Annotated in this window: 17 protein-coding genes; all 17 read right to left on the reverse strand. The window is 58.0% G+C overall.

Annotated elements, in window-relative coordinates:
• Positions 1-187 precede the first annotated feature (187 nt).
• Positions 188-1147, reverse strand: a complete 960-nt coding sequence (locus ACLM7Z_RS02870; protein ID WP_087016632.1) for an elongator complex protein 3 — start codon at positions 1145-1147, stop codon at positions 188-190.
• 1 nt (position 1148) lies between these two features.
• Positions 1149-1826 carry a ribonuclease III gene (gene rnc / locus ACLM7Z_RS02875; RefSeq protein ID WP_087016634.1) on the reverse strand — a complete coding sequence of 226 codons (678 nt, stop codon included), beginning with the start codon at positions 1824-1826 and terminating at the stop codon, positions 1149-1151.
• Between the two features lie 105 nt (positions 1827-1931).
• Positions 1932-2162, reverse strand: coding sequence for an acyl carrier protein (gene acpP / locus ACLM7Z_RS02880; protein WP_087016635.1), 231 nt, complete (start codon positions 2160-2162; stop codon positions 1932-1934).
• Between the two features lie 75 nt (positions 2163-2237).
• Positions 2238-3245 carry a phosphate acyltransferase PlsX gene (gene plsX, locus ACLM7Z_RS02885; RefSeq protein WP_087016637.1) on the reverse strand — a complete coding sequence of 336 codons (1008 nt, stop codon included), beginning with the start codon at positions 3243-3245 and terminating at the stop codon, positions 2238-2240.
• Positions 3242-4567: a methylenetetrahydrofolate--tRNA-(uracil(54)-C(5))-methyltransferase (FADH(2)-oxidizing) TrmFO gene (gene trmFO / locus ACLM7Z_RS02890; protein ID WP_087016639.1), complete on the reverse strand. Its 1326-nt coding sequence runs from the start codon at positions 4565-4567 to the stop codon at positions 3242-3244. Before trmFO ends, plsX begins: the two co-directional genes overlap by 4 nt.
• A complete protein-coding gene (gene topA / locus ACLM7Z_RS02895) occupies positions 4557-7001 on the reverse strand; it encodes a type I DNA topoisomerase (protein WP_435645571.1) in 2445 nt (814 codons plus the stop codon). Before topA ends, trmFO begins: the two co-directional genes overlap by 11 nt.
• A 104-nt stretch (positions 7002-7105) precedes the next feature.
• Entirely contained in the window at positions 7106-8284 is a 1179-nt protein-coding gene (gene dprA / locus ACLM7Z_RS02900) for a DNA-processing protein DprA (RefSeq protein WP_087016643.1), read from the reverse strand.
• A complete protein-coding gene (locus ACLM7Z_RS02905; RefSeq protein WP_087016645.1) occupies positions 8281-9075 on the reverse strand; it encodes a TrmH family RNA methyltransferase in 795 nt (264 codons plus the stop codon). The genes dprA and ACLM7Z_RS02905 overlap by 4 nt, the downstream gene beginning before the upstream one ends.
• Positions 9072-9722, reverse strand: coding sequence for a potassium channel family protein (locus tag ACLM7Z_RS02910; RefSeq protein WP_087016647.1), 651 nt, complete (start codon positions 9720-9722; stop codon positions 9072-9074). Before ACLM7Z_RS02910 ends, ACLM7Z_RS02905 begins: the two co-directional genes overlap by 4 nt.
• Positions 9723-9730: 8 nt before the next feature.
• Positions 9731-11122 (reverse strand): TrkH family potassium uptake protein, encoded by a 1392-nt coding sequence (locus ACLM7Z_RS02915; RefSeq protein ID WP_087016649.1) that lies wholly within the window; start codon positions 11120-11122, stop codon positions 9731-9733.
• 78 nt (positions 11123-11200) lie between these two features.
• On the reverse strand, positions 11201-12727 hold the full coding sequence (gene lysS, locus ACLM7Z_RS02920; protein ID WP_087016651.1) for a lysine--tRNA ligase: 1527 nt from the start codon (positions 12725-12727) through the stop codon (positions 11201-11203).
• A gap of 83 nt (positions 12728-12810) precedes the next feature.
• Positions 12811-13287, reverse strand: a complete 477-nt coding sequence (gene greA, locus ACLM7Z_RS02925) for a transcription elongation factor GreA (RefSeq protein WP_087016653.1) — start codon at positions 13285-13287, stop codon at positions 12811-12813.
• A gap of 114 nt (positions 13288-13401) precedes the next feature.
• Positions 13402-14595 carry a S41 family peptidase gene (locus ACLM7Z_RS02930; protein WP_273350420.1) on the reverse strand — a complete coding sequence of 398 codons (1194 nt, stop codon included), beginning with the start codon at positions 14593-14595 and terminating at the stop codon, positions 13402-13404.
• A 237-nt stretch (positions 14596-14832) separates the two neighbouring features.
• A complete protein-coding gene (locus tag ACLM7Z_RS02935) occupies positions 14833-15930 on the reverse strand; it encodes a PucR family transcriptional regulator (protein WP_087016657.1) in 1098 nt (365 codons plus the stop codon).
• Between the two features lie 204 nt (positions 15931-16134).
• Positions 16135-16863 carry a pseudouridine synthase gene (locus tag ACLM7Z_RS02940; RefSeq protein WP_087016658.1) on the reverse strand — a complete coding sequence of 243 codons (729 nt, stop codon included), beginning with the start codon at positions 16861-16863 and terminating at the stop codon, positions 16135-16137.
• Between the two features lie 142 nt (positions 16864-17005).
• A complete protein-coding gene (locus ACLM7Z_RS02945; RefSeq protein ID WP_273350421.1) occupies positions 17006-17566 on the reverse strand; it encodes a DUF4830 domain-containing protein in 561 nt (186 codons plus the stop codon).
• A gap of 243 nt (positions 17567-17809) precedes the next feature.
• The gene (locus tag ACLM7Z_RS02950; protein WP_087016662.1) at positions 17810-18484 is read right to left on the reverse strand and encodes an alpha/beta hydrolase; all 675 of its coding nucleotides are present in this window, start codon (positions 18482-18484) and stop codon (positions 17810-17812) included.
• Positions 18485-18776: the final 292 nt, after the last annotated feature.

Genomic DNA, 18776 nt, shown 5'->3' on the forward strand with positions numbered 1-18776 from the left:
GCAATTGCCGATACCGATTCTATGATACAGGATATCATGTTTTTTGCTTCGTTGCAATCAATCCATGCAGAAAGTCGCCACATTCATACCTTTTTTCCGGTGCGCGCCGCACAAATTCGACGCCTTTGTCGGTTTTCCGGCATGAGGAAAGACCCTCTCCATCCTGCTCCGGCGAGAGGGTCCTGCCTTACGTGTCCTGCGCTTTGATCCGGATATCCCGTCCGGGAAAGTCCCGTTTCAGCCGCTGCACATTGCGGCGGTTCTGCCCAATGGCGCGCGAAAGCGCGCGGGCTGGGACATACAGCGTGCCGCCCGCCTGTGCTTCCAGCTGTGCGCGCAGTCTGCGGTACCACAGCTCGTTCCATGACAGCTCGCCGAGTGCGGGATGATATGCACCCGCTTCGACCGTGCGGTTTAATTCCTCCGTCGGGTTAAGCCCGATGCGGATGACCGGGATGTCCGCACGCTGGAACACTTCCAGCATGTCAGCACACCACACCGCTGCGGTTTCGTTATCCAGCGGCGTATAGTTGCCCGCCTGCCACAGGTCGTGCAGCTCGGTATCCGGCAGCACCGCCACCGGATAGATGCGCACGCCGTCCGGCTCCAGTGCGGCGACGCGCTCCGCAGTCTGCCGCACGGTTTCACGCGTATCGCCCGGCAGTCCCGCCATGGTCTGTAAAATCAGCGAGACCCCCTCCTGCCGAATGAGCCGGGATGCCCGCACGGTGTCCGCTGCTGTGTGCCCGCGCCGGGACAGCCGCAGCACCTCGTCGTCCATCGACTGCGCGCCCAGCTCAATCGTCGCCACACCGTGGCGGCGCAGACGGCTGAGTGTGTCTTCGTCAATCGCATCCGGACGCGTGGACAGCCGCACAGCGGACAGCTTGCCCTGCGCCAGAAATTCATCTGTCACGGCGAGCAGTGCCTCCTGCTCTTCGACCGGAATCGCCGTAAAGCTGCCGCCATAAAACGCCGCCTGCGGCGTGCTCCCGTCCGGCAGGACGGACAGCGCCTGCGTGAGAATCTCCCGCGTCCGTTCGGGTGTCATGCGCGCGGACTGTCCGGCAATCGCGCGCTGATTGCAGAACACACAGCGGCACGGGCAGCCGGCGTGCGGCACAAACACCGGCACAATCGATGCCATGTTATTCCTTGCCCATCAGCTCGAGCGCGGCCTTTGCCGCCATCTGCTCGGCTTCTTTCTTGCTGCGTCCGGTACCTTCCGCAAAGATATTGCGGTTGAGCAGCACCTGCACGGTGAAGCGCTTGTCGTGATCCGGACCGCTCTCGCCGCTCAGACGGTAACACAGCGTCTCCTGCCGGTTTTTCTGCACAATCTCCTGCAATGCGGTCTTGTAGTCGCGGAATGCGCCGCCCTGCTCCGCCAGGTCAACCTTTGCGGGCAGAAATGACAGGATAAACGTGCGCGCGGATTCCAGACCTCCGTCCAGATAAATCGCACCGATCAGCGCTTCCACTGAATCCGCCAGAATAGACGGGCGCTTGCGCCCGCCGCCGTTCTCCTCGCCCCTGCCGAGCAGGAGCAGGTGATCCAGCCCAAGTTCCTTGGCGACCTCATACAGTGTCTGCTCACAGACAACCGCCGCACGCATCTTGGTCAGCTGTCCCTCCGGTACGTTGGGATAGCGGTGGAAGACATAATCGGCGGATACAAGTCCCAGTATGGAATCGCCAAGAAACTCCAGCCGTTCATTGTTCTGAATATGCTGGTCACGGTGCTCATTCGCATACGACGAATGCGTCATCGCAGTGGTCAGCAGGCCGGTGTCATGAAACTGGTAAATCAGCTCGTCCTTTTCCATAAAAAATTCTCTCCTTTCTGTTTTTACTTATTTTTACTCAAAAGATGCGCCGGGAAGCGAGGGAAAAATGTGCCCCTGTTCCCCGGCGCACCGCTGTGTCTCAACTCAATCGTCATCGCCGATGCGGCGAACCAGATCGCCGATGGTCTTCATGCTTGCTGCTTCTTCCTCGGAAATTTCTCCGACATCGAATTCTTCCTCAATGCTCATCATCAGCTCGACCACATCGAGTGAATCCGCGCCGAGATCCTCTATGAACGCCGTGTCCATATTCAGAGAGCCGGCATCTACGCCGAACTGCTCGGAGAGGATATTACATACCTTCTCGAATACCACACGCTCACCTCCCTTTTCCCATCTTATATTCAAATAATATGCGCCGTTAACGGCCATGTCAATAGGAAATGTGCGTCAAAGCGTCATGTGGTCAATATTGCGTTCGATTTCCCCGACGACATCCGCATTTACGAAGTCCATCGCCTGCTTCACAGCGGAACGAATGGCTCTGGCGTCAGACGAACCGTGTGCCTTGAAGACCGGTTTGGAAATGCCGAGGAACGGCGCACCGCCGACCTCACTGGTGGACAGCAGCTTTTTCAGACCGCCCATCGCAGGCTTAACCAGCAGATATGCCAGCTTGGTGCGCGTGTTTGTGAGGAACAGGTTTTTGATCTCCCCCATCAGGAAGCTCGCAACACCCTCGACCGTCTTGAGCATGACATTGCCCGTAAAGCCATCGGTGACAGCGACATCACACACACCCTTGGGCACATCGCTGCCCTCGACGTTGCCGACGAAGTGGATGCGTCCGGCATCGCCTGCTTCCTTCAGCAGCTGATAGGCCTCCTTGCGCAGCGGATCGCCCTTGGTGTCCTCCGCACCGTTGTTGACCAGTCCGACACGCGGGGACTTGATGCCCATGACCTTCTCCATGTAAAAGCTGCCCATATAGGCAAACTGCAATAAGTATTCCGGCGTACATTCGGTGTTCGCGCCCGCGTCCACCAGCAGCACATGGCCGTTTTTGCACGGCAGCATCGGCGGCAGTGCCGCACGGCGGATTCCCTTCACGCGCTTGACGACCAGCGTCGCGCCGGAGAGCATCGCGCCCGTGTTGCCCGCGGATACCATGGCGTCACCTTCGCCATCGCGCAGCAGGCGCAGCGCAACCGACATGGACGCATTTTTCTTGCGGCGGACAGCCGTTGCCGGGTCGTCATGCATATCGATGACGTCATCTGCATGATATACGGAAATCGGCAGATCTGCGGCCTTCTCCTGTTCGAGCAGGCCGCGGATGGTGTCCTCCTTGCCGACCAGAATATATTCCTGTCCAAATTCGCGTGCGGCCATCACACAGCCGGATACAATCGCCTCCGGCGCGTTGTCGCCGCTCATCGCGTCGATAATCAGTTTCACAAGACATCCTCCTTTACGGTATCCAGCAGTTCGTCCAGCTGTTCCAGCGCGCGCAGGGCGATCTGCGTATTCTTCTCCCGCTTGCCCTTCACGCGGTAGCCGAGCGGCTGGATAATGCCGAAATTGATGTTCATCGGCTGGAATTTCACATTGGCTTCATTTGAGACATACAGTCCGAGCGCACCGATGGCAGTCGTGTCGGGGAACTCAATGAGCGGCAGTCCCTTCAGCTCACGCGCAAGGTTCAGTCCCGCCTCAAAGCCGGACGCCGCCGATTCAATATAGCCCTCTACGCCGGTCATCTGTCCGGCGAAGCGGATGCGCGGCTGCTCCCGCAGGCGGAAATGCCGGTCGAGCAGACGCGGCGAATCCATGAATGTGTTGCGGTGCATGACACCATAGCGCACAAACTCCGCGTTGCGCAGCGCGGGGATCATCGAGAACACGCGCTTCTGCTCGGGGAATTTCAAATGGGTCTGGAAGCCGACGAGATTGTACAGCGAGCCCGCTGCATTGTCGCGGCGCAGCTGTACGACAGCATACGGGTCTTTGCCGGTGCGTGGGTCGCGCAGACCAACCGGCTTGAGCGGGCCATACAGCAGCGTATCGTGCCCACGGCGGCCCATCACCTCGACCGGCATGCAGCCTTCAAACACTTTCTTGTCCTCAAAGCCGTGCACGGGTGCCTGCTCGGCATCGCACAGCGCCTGCCAGAACGCGTCGTACTGTTCGCGGTCCATCGGGCAGTTGATATAATCCGCCGTGCCCTTGTCATAGCGGGAAGCGAAATAAGCGCTCTCCATGTCAACCGAGTCAAAGCTGACAATCGGCGCGGCTGCATCATAGAAATGCAGATATTCATGCTGTCCGATTTTGTTTTTGATATCGTCAAACAGCGCGTCGGAGGTCAGCGGGCCGGTCGCAACAATCACATGCCCCTCGTCGGGGATGTGCGTGATCTCGCCCGCATGCACCGTGATATTCGGATGCGACTTGATTTTCTCCGTGACCATCGCGGCAAAGGCGACGCGGTCAACGGCGAGCGCACCGCCCGCCTCCACGCGCGTTGCGTCCGCGCAGGCAATCAACAGGCTGCCTGCACGGCGCAGTTCCTCCTTGAGCAGGCCGGGCGCGGTGCAGATTTCCGCGCCGCGCAGCGAATTGGAGCAGCACAGCTCGGCGAAATCATTGGAGTGATGCGCCGGTGTCATGCGCACCGGCTTCATCTCGTACAGATCGACGGCAATGCCGCGCTGCGCGAGCTGCCACGCCGCCTCGCTGCCCGCGAGTCCGGCTCCGATGACGGTTGCTTTATTCAGCATTGGCAGGTTCCTCCTCTGTCACGGCAGTCTTTTTGCGGGTGGTGCGCTTTTTCGGCGCCTCCTCCCCGTCGGCAGCAGCTGCCTTTTTGCGCGTCGTGCGCTTCTTCGGCGCTTCCTCGCCCTCAGCCGCCTCTGCCTTTTTTGCCGTCTTGCGGGTGGTGGTCTTTTTCGCCGTTGTTTTCTTCGCGGTCGTTTTCTTTGCAGTCGTCTTGCGGGTCGTCTTTTTCTTCGGCGCTTCCTCTGCGGTCTCCGTCGTCTCTGCACCGGTCTCACCCGCCGCTGCTGCCGCTGCGGCAGCCTCCGCTTCCTTCTGCGCCTTGGTCTTGCGCGGGGTGCGCTTGCTGATAAACTTCTTGTACTCGCAGCCGTCCTTATAGCAGACCAGATGGGTCTCACCGGTCTCGCGGTCATAATGGCGGAACAGCGCAGAGCCGCACTCCGGGCATTCCTCCTTGGTCGTCTTATCCCAGGTCATAAACGTGCAGTCCGGGTAGTTGCTGCACCCCAGATACGGGAAGCCGCGCTTGGACTTGCGCCCGACAATCTGCCCGCCGCACTTCGGGCAGGCGATGCCGGTTTCCTCGACAATCGGCTTGGTGAACTTGCATTCCGGATAGCCCGGGCAGGCGAGGAACTTGCCGAACCGACCGGACTTGATGACCATCTTGCGGCCGCACTGCTCACAGATGACATCGGTTTCCTCGTCTTTGATTTTAATGCGCTGACCCTCGAGATCCTTCTCCGCCTGCTGCAAAGCGGCTTCAAAGTCGCCGTAGAAGCGGCGCAGAACCTCGACATAGCTCATCTTGCCTTTTTCGACCTCGTCCAGCTCATCCTCCATGTGTGCGGTGAACGTGAGGTCCGCGACCGACGTAAATTTGTCTACGAGCAGCTCGGTTACGCCCTCACCGAGCGGTGTCGGGCGCAGGCTGCGTCCCTCCTTGACGACATAATCGCGCGCCAGAATAGTGGAAATGGTCGGCGCATAGGTGGACGGGCGTCCGATGCCCTTTTCTTCCATCGCCTTGATGAGCGATGCCTCGGTATAGCGTGCCGGCGGCTGGGTGAAATGCTGGGCAGGCGTGAGCTTTTTGCAGTCCAGCGTGTCGCCCTCGCCGAAATCAGGCAGCGGCTTGCCGGAGGTGGTGTCACTCTGCTTCGCGTCATCGGTGGATTCCTCATAGACGGCAGTAAAGCCCGGGAATGCGACCTTATAGCCGCTCGCGCGGAACACATAGCCCTGGGAAACGATATCGGCGGAAACGGTATCCAGAATTGCCTCCGACATCTGGCAGGCGACAAAGCGGCTCCACACCAGCTTATACAGCTTATACTGCTCCTCTGTCAGATACGGATGCAGGTCGTCCGGCGTCAGCGTGACGTTGGTCGGACGGATGGCCTCATGCGCATCCTGCGCGCCGTTCTTGGTGCGGAACACGCGCTTTTTGTCCGGATAATACTGTTCGCCATAGCGCTCCAGAATAAACTGCTTTGCGGCATCCGTCGCCTCGTCGGACAGGCGCAGCGAGTCGGTACGCATGTAGGTAATCAAACCGGTCAGCCCCTGCTCACCGATTTCAATGCCTTCATACAGCTGCTGTGCCACTGCCATCGTGCGGCGCGGCGTCATGCCGAGCTTGCGGCTGGCTTCCTGCTGCAAGGTCGAGGTGATAAACGGGGGGGCCGGATTTTTGCGTTTCTTGCCGCGGCGCACCTTGCTGACCGTAAACGGCTTTCCGGTGACTGCCTCGACAATGGCATTGGTCTGTGCTTCGGTCTTCAGCTCAACCTTGCCGGAAGCATCGCCATAAAACGACGCGGTGAATGCACCGCCCGTCTGTGTGGCGAGCTCCGCCTCCAGAGACCAGTATTCCTCCGGTACAAACGCACGGATTTCCTTCTCGCGGTCGACGACCATGCGCGTTGCGACCGACTGGACACGACCGGCGGACAGGCCGCGCTTGACCTTGCGCCACAGGAACGGCGACAACTCATAGCCGACAATGCGGTCGAGGATGCGGCGCGCCTGCTGCGCGTCGACCAGGTCGAGGTCGATATCACGCGGATGCGCAATGCCGTCCTGTACTGCACGTTTGGTAATCTCGTTGAACGTCACGCGCTTGGAGCGCTGGTCGCCCAGATACAGCATCTCCTTCAGATGCCAGGAAATGGCTTCTCCTTCGCGGTCGGGGTCGGTTGCGAGATAGACAAAGTCGCTCTCCTCCGCCGCTTCTCGCAGCTCGTTGATGATTTTATCCTTGCCTTCAATCGGGATATATTCCGGGCGGAAATCGTGTTCGATATCCACGCCCATCGTCTTTGCCGGCAGGTCGCGCAGATGTCCCATCGATGCCTTGACCACATAATCCGACCCGAGATATTTCCCGATGGTCTTCGCCTTGGCCGGGGACTCCACAATGACAAGTTTTGACATGTCTTCCTCCTGTTGGGTGCTTCCCGCGCAGGTCTGTCCTGCACTGCGGTGCACACCATGTTTCAAAAAAAATCTATTCGATCAAATGGAATTGCTTTCGATTGTTACAGCTGCACATCATCCGCCACGCGGTAGCCGTCGGCGGTGCGGATGACATAGGTGCCGACCTCGAGCATCGTCAGCGCGGTCAGCACCTCGGAAGCGGACAGGCCGGTCTGTTCAACCACGCCGTCCACCGTGTGCCTGCCGTCCCGCACGGCGCACCAGACGGTGCGTTCCTGCTCCGAGGCCTCCAGCGCACGCATTTCGCGCGGCGCGGAAACCGCTGGCGGAACAGCTGCTGCCAGTTTGCGTTCCGGCGGTTCCTCCGCCTGCACAAAGCCGGGCGGAACCGACTGTACGCGGCGGCTGTCCCCGTGCTCATAATACGACAGAATGTCCGACGGGGACTGTACCAACTCGGCACCGCCCTGTCGGATGAGTACATTGCAGCCCGCGCTGTTCGGCCGGTTGATATCACCCGGAACGGCGAACACCTCGCGTCCCTGTTCGAGTGCGAGATCGGCGGAGATGAGCGCGCCGGATTTCTTCGGTGCCTCCACCACCAGTGTGCCCCGGCTCAGGCCGGTTATGATACGGTTGCGCACCGGGAAATGGCTGCCGTCCGGGTCTGCCCCGGGCGGATATTCGCTGATGACTGCACCGTGCGCGATAATATCAGCCATCAGCCTCTCGCTGCCTCTCGGATAACAGACATCGACGCCGCAGCCGAGCACGGCAATCGTCTCTCTGCCCGCGTCGAGTGCGGCTCGGTTTGCTTCGCTGTCAATGCCCGCCGCCATGCCGGAGACAATCAGACAGCCGTTCTGTGCCAGCGTCCCGGCAAAATACCGCGCGGCATGTCTGCCATACCGTGTCGCCCTGCGCGTGCCGACGACCGAAACCGCCAGCCGGTCACGCATGTCGGGCAGGGTGCCGCGCACATACAACACGGTGGGCGGATCTGCGATTTCACGCAGCAGCGGCGGATATGCGGTATCGGTCAGTGGAATGACCGCGATGTGTTTGCGCACACAGCTGTCCCAGATGTGCTGCGCATACGACAGGTCTTTGTCTGCCAGATAGTCCAGCCGGCGCCTCGTCATGGAAACCGCAGCGAGCTGTTCGCGCGGTGCGCGCCAGATTTCCTCCGGTGAACCAAACGCTTCCAGCAGCCTGCGGCAGAGCCGGGAACCTGCGCCCAGACGCTCCGCGAGCCAGATCCAGCAGACCTCCCGTGTCATATCGCTTCGCCTCCGCCTCTGCTCATTTCATACATCAGGATGGACGCCGCCACCGAAGCGTTGAGCGACTCCGCGCGGCCCTCCATCGGGATAATAATCTGTCTGTCGCTGAGTGCGGCGGCTTTTTTGGACACGCCGCGTCCCTCGTTGCCGATGAGCACCGCCGCGCGGTGCAGATCGACCTGTGTGACCGGCACGCTGTCCGCACCCAGCGCCGCCGCATACAGCGGCAGACCCTGCCTGTGCAGGAATGCGGCGGTCTCCTCAATGCCTGCGGCGGCAATCGGCAGGCGGAACGCCGCCCCCATTGTCGCGCGCACAACCTTGGGCGACGTCGGATCGACGCAGCCCTCGCATAAAATTATGCCATCCAGTGCAAATGCATCCGCTGTGCGCATGATCGTGCCCAGATTGCCGGGATCCTGCAGCCCTTCGAGCACCATCAGGCGGCGCGCACCGGCGAACGATTCCAGCTCCGCCATCGGGCGCGTACAGGAAAACACCACGCCCTGCGGCGTCTTGACGTTGGATACCTTTGCCAGCAGCGCAGGCGGACAGCTGTACAGCTTTGCCCCTGCCTGTTCCGCGCTGTGCAGCACGGCAGTGGACACCAGTGCGTCATCCGCTACCAGCACCGCATGCACGGTGACGCCGCTGGCCAGTGCTTCCCCCAGCATTTTGCCGCCCTCGCAGACCATTTCCCCGGTTTCCCGGCGGAATTTCCGGTCAGCAGACAGCTTTGCCAGCCGCTTGACCAGCGCATTCTCGCGGCTCTCAATCCGTGTACTCATGACTGACGCTCCAGCTTCTGAATTTTTTTATTTTCACCCGCAACAATGAGAATTTCGTTCTGACGGAATACATAGTCCGCCTGTGGGGAAACTACAACCTCTGTGCTGCTGCGGCGCACCGCGAGCACGTTGACGCCGAACTGCTGGCGCACGCCGACGCCTGCCAGCGTTTTGCCGACCCACGACTGCGGCAGCGTCAGCTCCACAATCGCAAAATCCGGTGCCAGCTCGATGAAGTCGAGCGCCCGGCGGGAGGACAGCGTGTGCGCCAGACGGCAGCCCATGTCGTGCTCCGGGAAGATGATGCGATCCGCTCCGATCAGCTTGAGCATCTTGCTGTGCTGGCTGGAGCGCGCCTTTGCAATGATATACTTCGCGCCCAGCTCCTTGAGCATCAGCGTAATCATCATGCTGTCCTCAATGTTGGTCATGCAGACGATGATGCTGTCAAAATTGCGCACGCCGATGGACTCCAGCACGGCCTCATCTTTGGCATCTGCAATGATGGTGTGCGTCACGGTCTCCGCGACCGCCTGTGCTGCACTCTCGCTGCTGTCAATCGCAAGCACCTCATGCCCGAGCGAATACAGCTCCTCCGCAACCGCCGTGCCAAAGCGGCCCAGCCCGATCACAATAAATGATTTCATGTTATCTCCTATCCTATCATCACGCGGCCTTCCGGATACCGGATTTTCGGCTCCATCACGCGCCGTGAGAACACGGCGACGCCGAGCGTCAGGATGCCGATGCGGCCGAGATACATTTCCAGAACCAGCCACAGCTTGGAAGCTGTACCCAGTGTCGGCGTGAGATTCTGTGAAAGTCCGGTCGTGCTGAATGCAGACACGGTTTCATACAGCGCACGTTCCACCGCGATGCCGTCGCATGCGCACAGCAGCAGCGTGCCGATGAAAACCAGCATGACAGCAACCATACACACGGTCAGAGCATGCAGCACCGTGCGGCTGTCAATCCTGCGGCGGAATACCGCAATATCCCGCCTGCCGCGCAGGACGTTTACCGCCGCCAGCACAAGCATCGCCGCTGAGGTCGTCTTGATGCCGCCCGCCGTTGAACCGGGCGAGCCGCCGATGAACATCAGCAGCATGCTGACCATAACAGACGAATCGGTCATCGCCTGCTGGTCAATGGTGTTAAAGCCCGCCGTGCGGCATGTGGTTGCCTGAAACAGCGATGCCACCGCGCGCTGTCCCACCGTCATGCCACCCATGGTCTCCGGGTTCGTCCCTTCCAGACAGAAAAGCAGCACACTGCCGCCCGCCAGCAGAATCGCCGTCGTGACCAGCACGAGGCGGGTGTGCACGGACAGCTGATGCCACCGGCGGTGATGCGCCAGATCATTCCAGACCAGAAATCCCAGACCGCCCATAACAACCAGCGCAACAACGACCACGTTGACCAGCAGATCGGTCGCATAGCCGGACAGATTGGCAAATTCCTGCTGCTCACCCATCAGGTCAAAACCTGCGTTGCAGAACGCGGATACCGAATGGAACGCGCTCTTTCCAATGCCCTTCCACAGTCCGAACTGCGGGATAAACCGGAGCGACAGCAGTGCCGCACCCACTCCCTCAACCGCAAAGGTGAACAGGATGACGCCTTTTGTCAGGCGCACGATGCCTGCAATATCATCCACACTGAGCGAGGCGGACATTTCCAGCCGTTCGCGCACGGTAATGGTACGGCGCGTAAAAAAGGATACCATCGCCGCGACCGACATAATACCCAGACCGCCGATCTGGATCAGACACAAAATGACTGTTTGACCAAATATCGTCCAGTGCTGATAGGTATCCACGACAACCAATCCGGTGACACAGGTCGCCGAGGTCGCCGTAAACAGACAGTCCACCAGCGGCGTCATCTGCCCGCTGCGCGCCGAAACCGGCAGGTGCAGCAGCAATGTGCCGAGCACGATGACTGCCAGGAATCCCAGCATAATCACGCGGCCGGGACGCACGGCACGGCGGTGCGCGCTGCGCGCATGCGCGATGTGCCGGTATGGCGAATCATACTCTTTTGCCATTGTTCCCTCCTTCGCCTTCCTGCAAGGGGAAAAGCCTGAACAGCAGGAAGATGCCGCTCAGGCTTTGCTTGATTTCAGTTAGTCAAGCGGCTTCATGGTCGGGAACAGCAGTACGTCTCGAATGGACGCGCTGTCGGTCAGGAACATAACCAAACGGTCGATGCCCATGCCCATACCGCCTGTGGGCGGCATGCCGTATTCCAGCGCGCACAGGAAATCCTCGTCCATCATGTTCGCCTCGTCGTCGCCTGCGTTGCGCAGCTCGACCTGGCGCTCGAAGCGTCCGCGCTGGTCGACCGGGTCGTTCAGCTCGGAGAACGCATTGCACAGCTCGCGGCCATAGACAAAGCACTCGAAGCGCTCCGTCAGGCGCGGATCAGACGGCTTGCGCTTGGCAAGCGGGGAAATCTCAACCGGATAATCGGTGATAAAGGTCGGCTGAATGAGGTTTTCCTCGACGGTCTCGTCATAGACCATCGCCATCAGGTCACCCCAGCTCTCCTTGCCCTTCTCCGGCTCAAAGCCTGCCGCCTTGACAGCAGCAAGTGCCTGCTCGCCGTCCATCGCCATGAAGTCCAGACCGGAATACTGCTTGACAGCCTCCGCCATGGTCAGGCGCTTCCAGCCCTTGGAGAAGTCCAGCTCCGTGCCCTGATACATGACCTTCGTCGTGCCGAGCACCTTTTCACAGCAGTGGATGACCATATCCTCGGTCAGATCCATCATGCCCTTGTAATCGGTATACGCCTGATATACCTCGATGGTGGTGAATTCCGGGTTGTGCTTGGTGTCCATACCCTCGTTGCGGAAAATACGGCCGATCTCATAGACATTTTCCATGCCGCCGACAATCAGGCGCTTGAGGTGCAGCTCGGTCGCAATGCGCATGTACATGTCGATATCCAGTGCATTGTGGTGCGTGATGAACGGACGCGCCGCAGCGCCGCCCGGAATCGTGTTCAGGCACGGTGTCTCAACTTCCATAAAACCGCGGTTGTCGAAGAAATTGCGGATCTCGCGCACGATCTTCGAGCGGTTTTCAAATGTGCGGCGCACCTCCGGATTGACGATCAGATCGACATAGCGGCGGCGATACCGGATGTCGGTATCCTTCAGGCCGTGCCACTTCTCCGGCAGCGGGCGCAGCGACTTGGACAGCAGCTCAAGACTGCTGACGCGGACAGAAATTTCGCCCTTCTGCGTGCGGAACACCTCGCCCTCGATGCCGATGATGTCGCCGATGTCATATTTTTTAAACTGCTTGTATTCCTCCGTACCCAGCAGATCGCGCTTGACGCAGAGCTGGATGCGGCCATACCGGTCTGTGATATCCGAGAAGGTCAGCTTGCCCATGATGCGCTTGCTCATCATGCGGCCTGCCAGACGGACAATTTTGCCCTCCATCTCATCGAAATTTTCGATGATGTCGGTGGTATAGTTGGTGCGGTCAAAACGGACGCGCTGGAACGGGTCTTCTCCCGCCTCCTGCATGGCCGCCAGCTTTGCCGTACGGATGTCATGCTCCTCCGATTCCGAGCGAACCGGCTTGTTGAACTTCTTGCCCTGCTCCGGTGCCTGCTGTTCAGCGGTCAGGTTCTGTTCCATGTTTTTCCTCCTCTGTTTGCAGTGCAAAAGGACTGTCCGCCCTCCGGTTCCGGACAGGCGAACAGCCTTTCTTCGTGTCAGTGTTACTTGATGATTTCGGTAATCTTGAACTGAACGGTGGTCTCGTTCGGCGCAACGACATCGACAATATCGCCGACCTTGTGGCCGAGAACCGCCTTGCCGAACGGGGATTCATCGGAAATCTTGCCGTCCATCGGGTCAGCCTCCTGCGAGCCGACGAAATGATATTCCTCTTCCTCGTCAAATTCCAGATCGAGCACCTTGAAGCGGCAGCCCGGGGAAACCTCGTCCTTTGCATACATGTCCTCGGAAATGATGACGGCATTGGCAATAATGGTTTCCAGCTCCGCGATGCGGGAGGCTACCTTGCCCTGCTCGTTTTTCGCCTCATCGTATTCGGCGTTCTCCGACAGGTCGCCGAAGGAACGTGCTTCCTTGATCTGCTCCGCAACTTCCTGCATACGGACGGTTTTTAAATATTCCAGCTCGTCCTTGAGCTTATCCAGATTCTCCTGTGTCAGCTTGAACTCTTGCTTCATGGCCGATTCCTCACAATATATTACAAATTTTAGCACCTAAGCTATGTTACATCCCATTATATAAACCCGTTTCTGTGATGTCAAGCACGGGTTTTGTGCACCTCGTGAATTTTCTCACGATTTGACTGCGTCAATTGCCGCCTGAAGCTGGTCATCTTCGCTGTCCTCGAGCACATAAAACCGTTCGGTTTTGTCGTCGCTCAGGCTGACGGTGACATCCGGTGTGACGCCCTTTCCGATCAGGCTCTCGCCCTTCGGTGTGTAATAGCAGTTGGTCGAAATATTCAGGCAGCCGCCGCCCGAAAGCGGGAAGCCCTGCTGCGAATAGCCTTTGCCGCAGGTTTTTTCACCGATCACAGTTGCCTTGCCGTATTCCTGCAATGCCGCTGCGAAAAACTCCGCCGCGCTGTATGAATCCTCATTCACAATGACCGCCATCGGCAGCTTCAGCTCATCGGCATCGGAGGTATAGGTCTCGGTTTTGCCCTCTTTATCTTTGAGCGAAATGATATCGCCCTCCGGCAGCAGCGGATCGAGCGAATTGACCAGCGCTGTCAGCTGACCGCCCGGATTGTTGCGCAGATCAAAGATCAGGCTGGTTGCACCCTCCTCCTGCATCTGCTCCAGCGCGTCAAGGAACTGTTCATCGGTCTGATCGGTAAAGCGTTCGATACAGATATGCCCAATGTTGTCCTCCAGCATGCGCGCGGTGACATGAATCTGTTCATATTCCTGCCGCGTCACGGTGATGTCCGTACTTTTGCCGGTTGCATAACCGTGTACAGTCAGTGTGACGCGCTTGCCCTCCTCGCCGAGGATGGCATCCACAGCGTCCTCATAGCCGCCGAGCTCATCGATGGTTGTGCCGTCTACCGCAGTGATCTCGTCATACGCACCGATGCCCGCTTGTTCCGCAGGCGAGCCATGCGCAACGGATTCCACACGCAGCACCGTGCTGCCGTCATCCTCCGTCTTCGCGCTGACCGTCACACCGATGCCGACCGTGCTCTCCGCCGCCGAGTCCAGATAGTTCTGATAATATTCCTCTGTCATATAGCTTGTCCAGCGATCGCCCAGTCCTTCCGCATAGCCGGTGAGCACGTAATCACGCACCTCATCCATATCATAATCGCCGACAAACCGGCTGTCGACAATGGCCTGTACTTCCTCCAGCGCGTCATAAATTTCCGCGAGTTCACCGCTCGGATGCGCGACACCGTATACTGCCATTCCAGTTACAAGGCTGCATGTCGCAGCCGCCATCGCACCCACGGCGACCGCGCGCCGCAGGGATACCGTATGTTTCATAGCCTGCTCCTTTCTGTGCGGCAATCCGTATCTGCATTGCCGCACGCACTATAAAAAGAATACCGCAGGACAAAGCCTGCGGCAACTGTTTTTTTCCATGTTCACAAAAAGATCGGAATTCCGTCACAGAAGCACGGACAGAGAGCTGAGCAGCATCAGCAGCGCCAGCACCAGTGCGACAATGGCGACGATTCGTTTTGCGGTTGTGGGTTTCATCAATACGACCAACTCCTGTGGTTACAGCTGAATGCGTCCCGCCTCGCGCGAAGCCAGATACTTGCGCACCATGAGAGCGACCTTAAAGACGATGGCATGGTCGAATTCGCGCAGATCGAGGCCGGTCAGCTTCTTGATTTTCTCCAGGCGGTAGACCAGCGTATTTCTGTGCACGAACAGCTTGCGCGATGTCTCGGACACATTCAGGTTGTTTTCAAAGAATTTCTGGATGGTAAACAGGGTTTCCTGATCGAGGGCATCAATCGATCCCTTCTTAAAGATTTCGCTGAGGAACATCTCGCACAGCGTCGTCGGCAGCTGATAAATCAGACGGCCGAGACCGAGGTTTTCATAATTGACGATGGTCTTTTCGTCTTCAAAGACCATGCCGACCTCCAGCGCGACCTGTGCTTCCTTGTACGACTTGGCGATGTCCTTGAGCTGTGTGGATACGGTACCGATACCGATGAGGCATTTGATCTGAATTTCATTTTCCAGAGTTTCTTCTACGCCCTTTGCAATTTTGTACAGCTCCTTGACATCGGTTGTCGCCTTGACTTCCTTGACGAGGACGATGTCGGTTTCATTGATGTGCAGCACAAAGTCCTTCTGCTTGTCCGGGAACAGCCCCTGGATGACGTCGAGTGCGGCTACATCTGCGTGCTCCTCCTGGCGGATCAGGAAGACAGCGCGCGGGGTGTCGCCTTCAAAATGCAGCTCTCGCGATTTGATATAAATATCACCCGGCAGGATGTTGTCCATGATGATATTCTTGACGAAGGTTGCCTTGTCATGCTTTTCATCGTACAGCGTCTTGATGTTGCTGATTGCGATGGTTGCCATTGCGCAGATGCTGCGGGCATTTTCGTCCTCACCGTGTACAAAAACCGCATATTCAAAACGGGTGGTGCGGTCAGCAACCGGGCGGTAGGTATAGCCGCCAAAGCGGATCATGTCGCCCACATAGGACAGCTCTGCCGCTGCGTCCTCCCGCATTTCGCCGATGCGCTTGAGATCGGTACAGGCAACAACTGCGCCGCTGGCGTTGATGATGCCGATGGTACGGTCCACCGCTTCCTTCATCTGCAAAATAATCGATTGAAACATTCTTGATGCCATCTTTCCTTCACCCTTCTTTACTTATCAATCATCTGCCCGCGCATTTCAGTCCGCACACGGAACAGAAACATTACCAATCACTCTGTCGTCATGCTGTTCATTTCTTCCATTATAACACAAATCGACAGAAATTTGTACAAATTTTTTTATGTTTCTTTGTGAATTTTCCCCTATGTAACCTGTAGGGAAAAATTTTCCTGTTTTTCAGCCGAAACCGGCACGCAGCAAGCCGATCTCGTCCGATCTGAGCGGTCTCCACTGTCCCGGCTCGAGCGCGGGATCAAGCGGAAGCGGCCCTTCCGCAACGCGCTTGAGCGCCAGCACCGGTGCGCCCCGCGCGGCGAGCATGCGCCGCACCTGATGATACTTTCCTTCACAGACGGTGACGGTGACATAGGAATGCCCTTCGCGCACCGCGCGGATCTCCAGCTTTGCCGGCCGGCAGACCGTACCGTCGCGCAGCGCAAGTCCGGCCGCAAACGCGTCGATATCCGCCTGTCCGAGCACGCCGTCCGCCTCGGCCTCATAGACCTTCTCTACCTGCCGGCGCGGCGAGGTGAGCGCATGTCCGAGTGCGCCGTCATCGGTCAGCAGCAGCAGCCCGGAGGTATCCTTATCCAGCCGCCCCACAGGGAACACCCCTCGCGCGCGGTAGGGCTGCGGCAGCAAATCGAGAACGGTTTTCTGCTCCCGGTCTTCGGTTGCAGACAGCACGCCGAGCGGCTTGTGCAGCATGAGGTAGACGTTTCCTTCATAGCTGACCGGTTCGCCGCGAAAGGTAAGGCGGCATTTCTCCGGATCGATTTTACGCGACGCATCGCGGCATATCTCGCCGTCCACAGTGACCGCACCGCTTTTGGCTGCGGCCGCAGCCTCCTTCCGGGAGCACAGTCCCATATTGGTCAGAAGCCTGTCAATGCGTTGAACCGGCATGTCAGCGCCTCCCATCACAGTTTTTCATCATTGTAACACTTTTGTGACATTTGTACAAGAGCCATTTGCAAAATTACAAAAGCAGGCGATAATTTTCGCCTGCTTTGTAGTAAAAAGTAGCAAATATGAGGTAATTCTGCCGTCAACTCCCGTCGGATTTGTTCGTCGTATTTGTGGAATCTGTACCTGTTTCCGGATGATCCATCAGCCCGCGTGTAAAACCGCCGTCGGTTTTCATCGAAGAAATGTCGCCTGCGACGACGTTGCCGCGGTATACCAGCAGGTCCGCAACCACATCCGTTCCGTCCGGGTAATTGGTGACGGTATAGGTGACCTGTTTGACGCGCTTGCCCTTAAGCCGTTCCAGATCAAAGCCTTGTCTGGCCTGCAAATCGGCATACTTCTGATATGTTTCGTCAAATTCCTCTGGGATAATGACCTCGCGGATGGTGCAGGAGGATGCATCTACCTCCCAGCCGCACGCGCTGAGATATGCCACACGCTCCTCATTGGTCAGCGCAAGGGTGGATACTGTTTCTTCCGCCTGTTCCGCCGAGCCCTCTGCTGCTTCGCCCTGTGTGCCCAACGCCGCCACATCACCCGCCAGCCCTGCCGCCGTGCCGACCGCAAGCAGAACTGCCGCAAGCGCCGCCGCGCCCAGCACCAGCTTCTGTTTGGAAAGTTTTGCCGTTATGATAAACATATGTCCCGCTCCTCGCCGTCTGATGTATCTGGTACAACCTATGCGGCTTTCCTCTGCGGTATTCCCCGCTTTTCTTTGCGGAAAGAAAAGCTCGGCAAAAGAAACGTCTCGTGCGCTCCCGCGCACCGCAAACGAACGGACAAAACAGGTCCGTCCGTTTGCCCCTCCGCCGCAGACCTTGCAGAAACTGCTTTGCGCACAAAAAAATCCCTCCTGCCGGCGCCGGCGTGAGAGATTCCTTCGTTATACCTTATGTCCCTCTGCACGCACACGCGAGCAGAACTGGAAAATATCGCTGCACACCGCAAGTACGGCGCGGCTGGTGAGCACATCATGCCCGCCCTCGGGATAAAACCGAATGTTTTTGTCCGGCATATGCAGCAGCTTAAACAGCTCATCTGCGTTGGATGAGTTGCAAACGCAGTCATCCAGCGTCTGCAATACCAGCGCCGGACAGATTACGCCCTGTATGCCGCGCTCCCGCGTGTCCTCCGCCAGCCGATGCAGCTGATACCGTCCGCGCGGCTGCTGCAATACGCCGTGCATGCGGGATTTCAGATCCGCATCAAAAATGCGGTTCAATTCCTTTCCGTTGCGCGGACGCGCAACCGGTGTATTGACAAACACAATCGCAGCCGGGCTGAGATCAAGCAGATGAATCAGCAGCATTCCGCCCAGCGACAGACCGATCAGCGCAATGCGCCGGTACTGCTTGCGCAGAGCGAGATATTCCATGCGGATGCCATGAATCCAATGTTCCTGATCCATCCGTAGCGTTTCTGTTCCGGAAGGCGTGGTCAGGAATGCATCAATGCCGCTGTCACACAGATGATCGCGCAGAATGATGCCGGACTGATAGCCTGCACCAAAGCCGCTGATAATCAGACAGCAAAAGTCTCGTTTTGTTTCCTTCGGCACTTTTGGTTTCCTCCACAAAAAATTGAAATCCAGGCGCTATCTGAAAACCAAGAAAATGACGAATATTTCGCAAAGGCGAGGTCGATTCAAGACAAAAGCACGCTGGAATCCGTTCGGATTTCAAGTGTTTTGAACGAGGAAGCGATCCGCATTTGTAGAAAGAGTCAAACGTTTCGACTTTTCAGATACGCCCTAATCCACATGCGCAATCCTGCGCAAAAAAAACGAGATATGCCCGGTGCAACGCATCGGAGCGTATCATCCCACGTTTTTTATTTTATCATATTCATCT

The organism is Butyricicoccus porcorum (genome assembly GCF_051246315.1).
Lineage (GTDB): Bacteria > Bacillota > Clostridia > Oscillospirales > Butyricicoccaceae > Butyricicoccus_A > Butyricicoccus_A porcorum.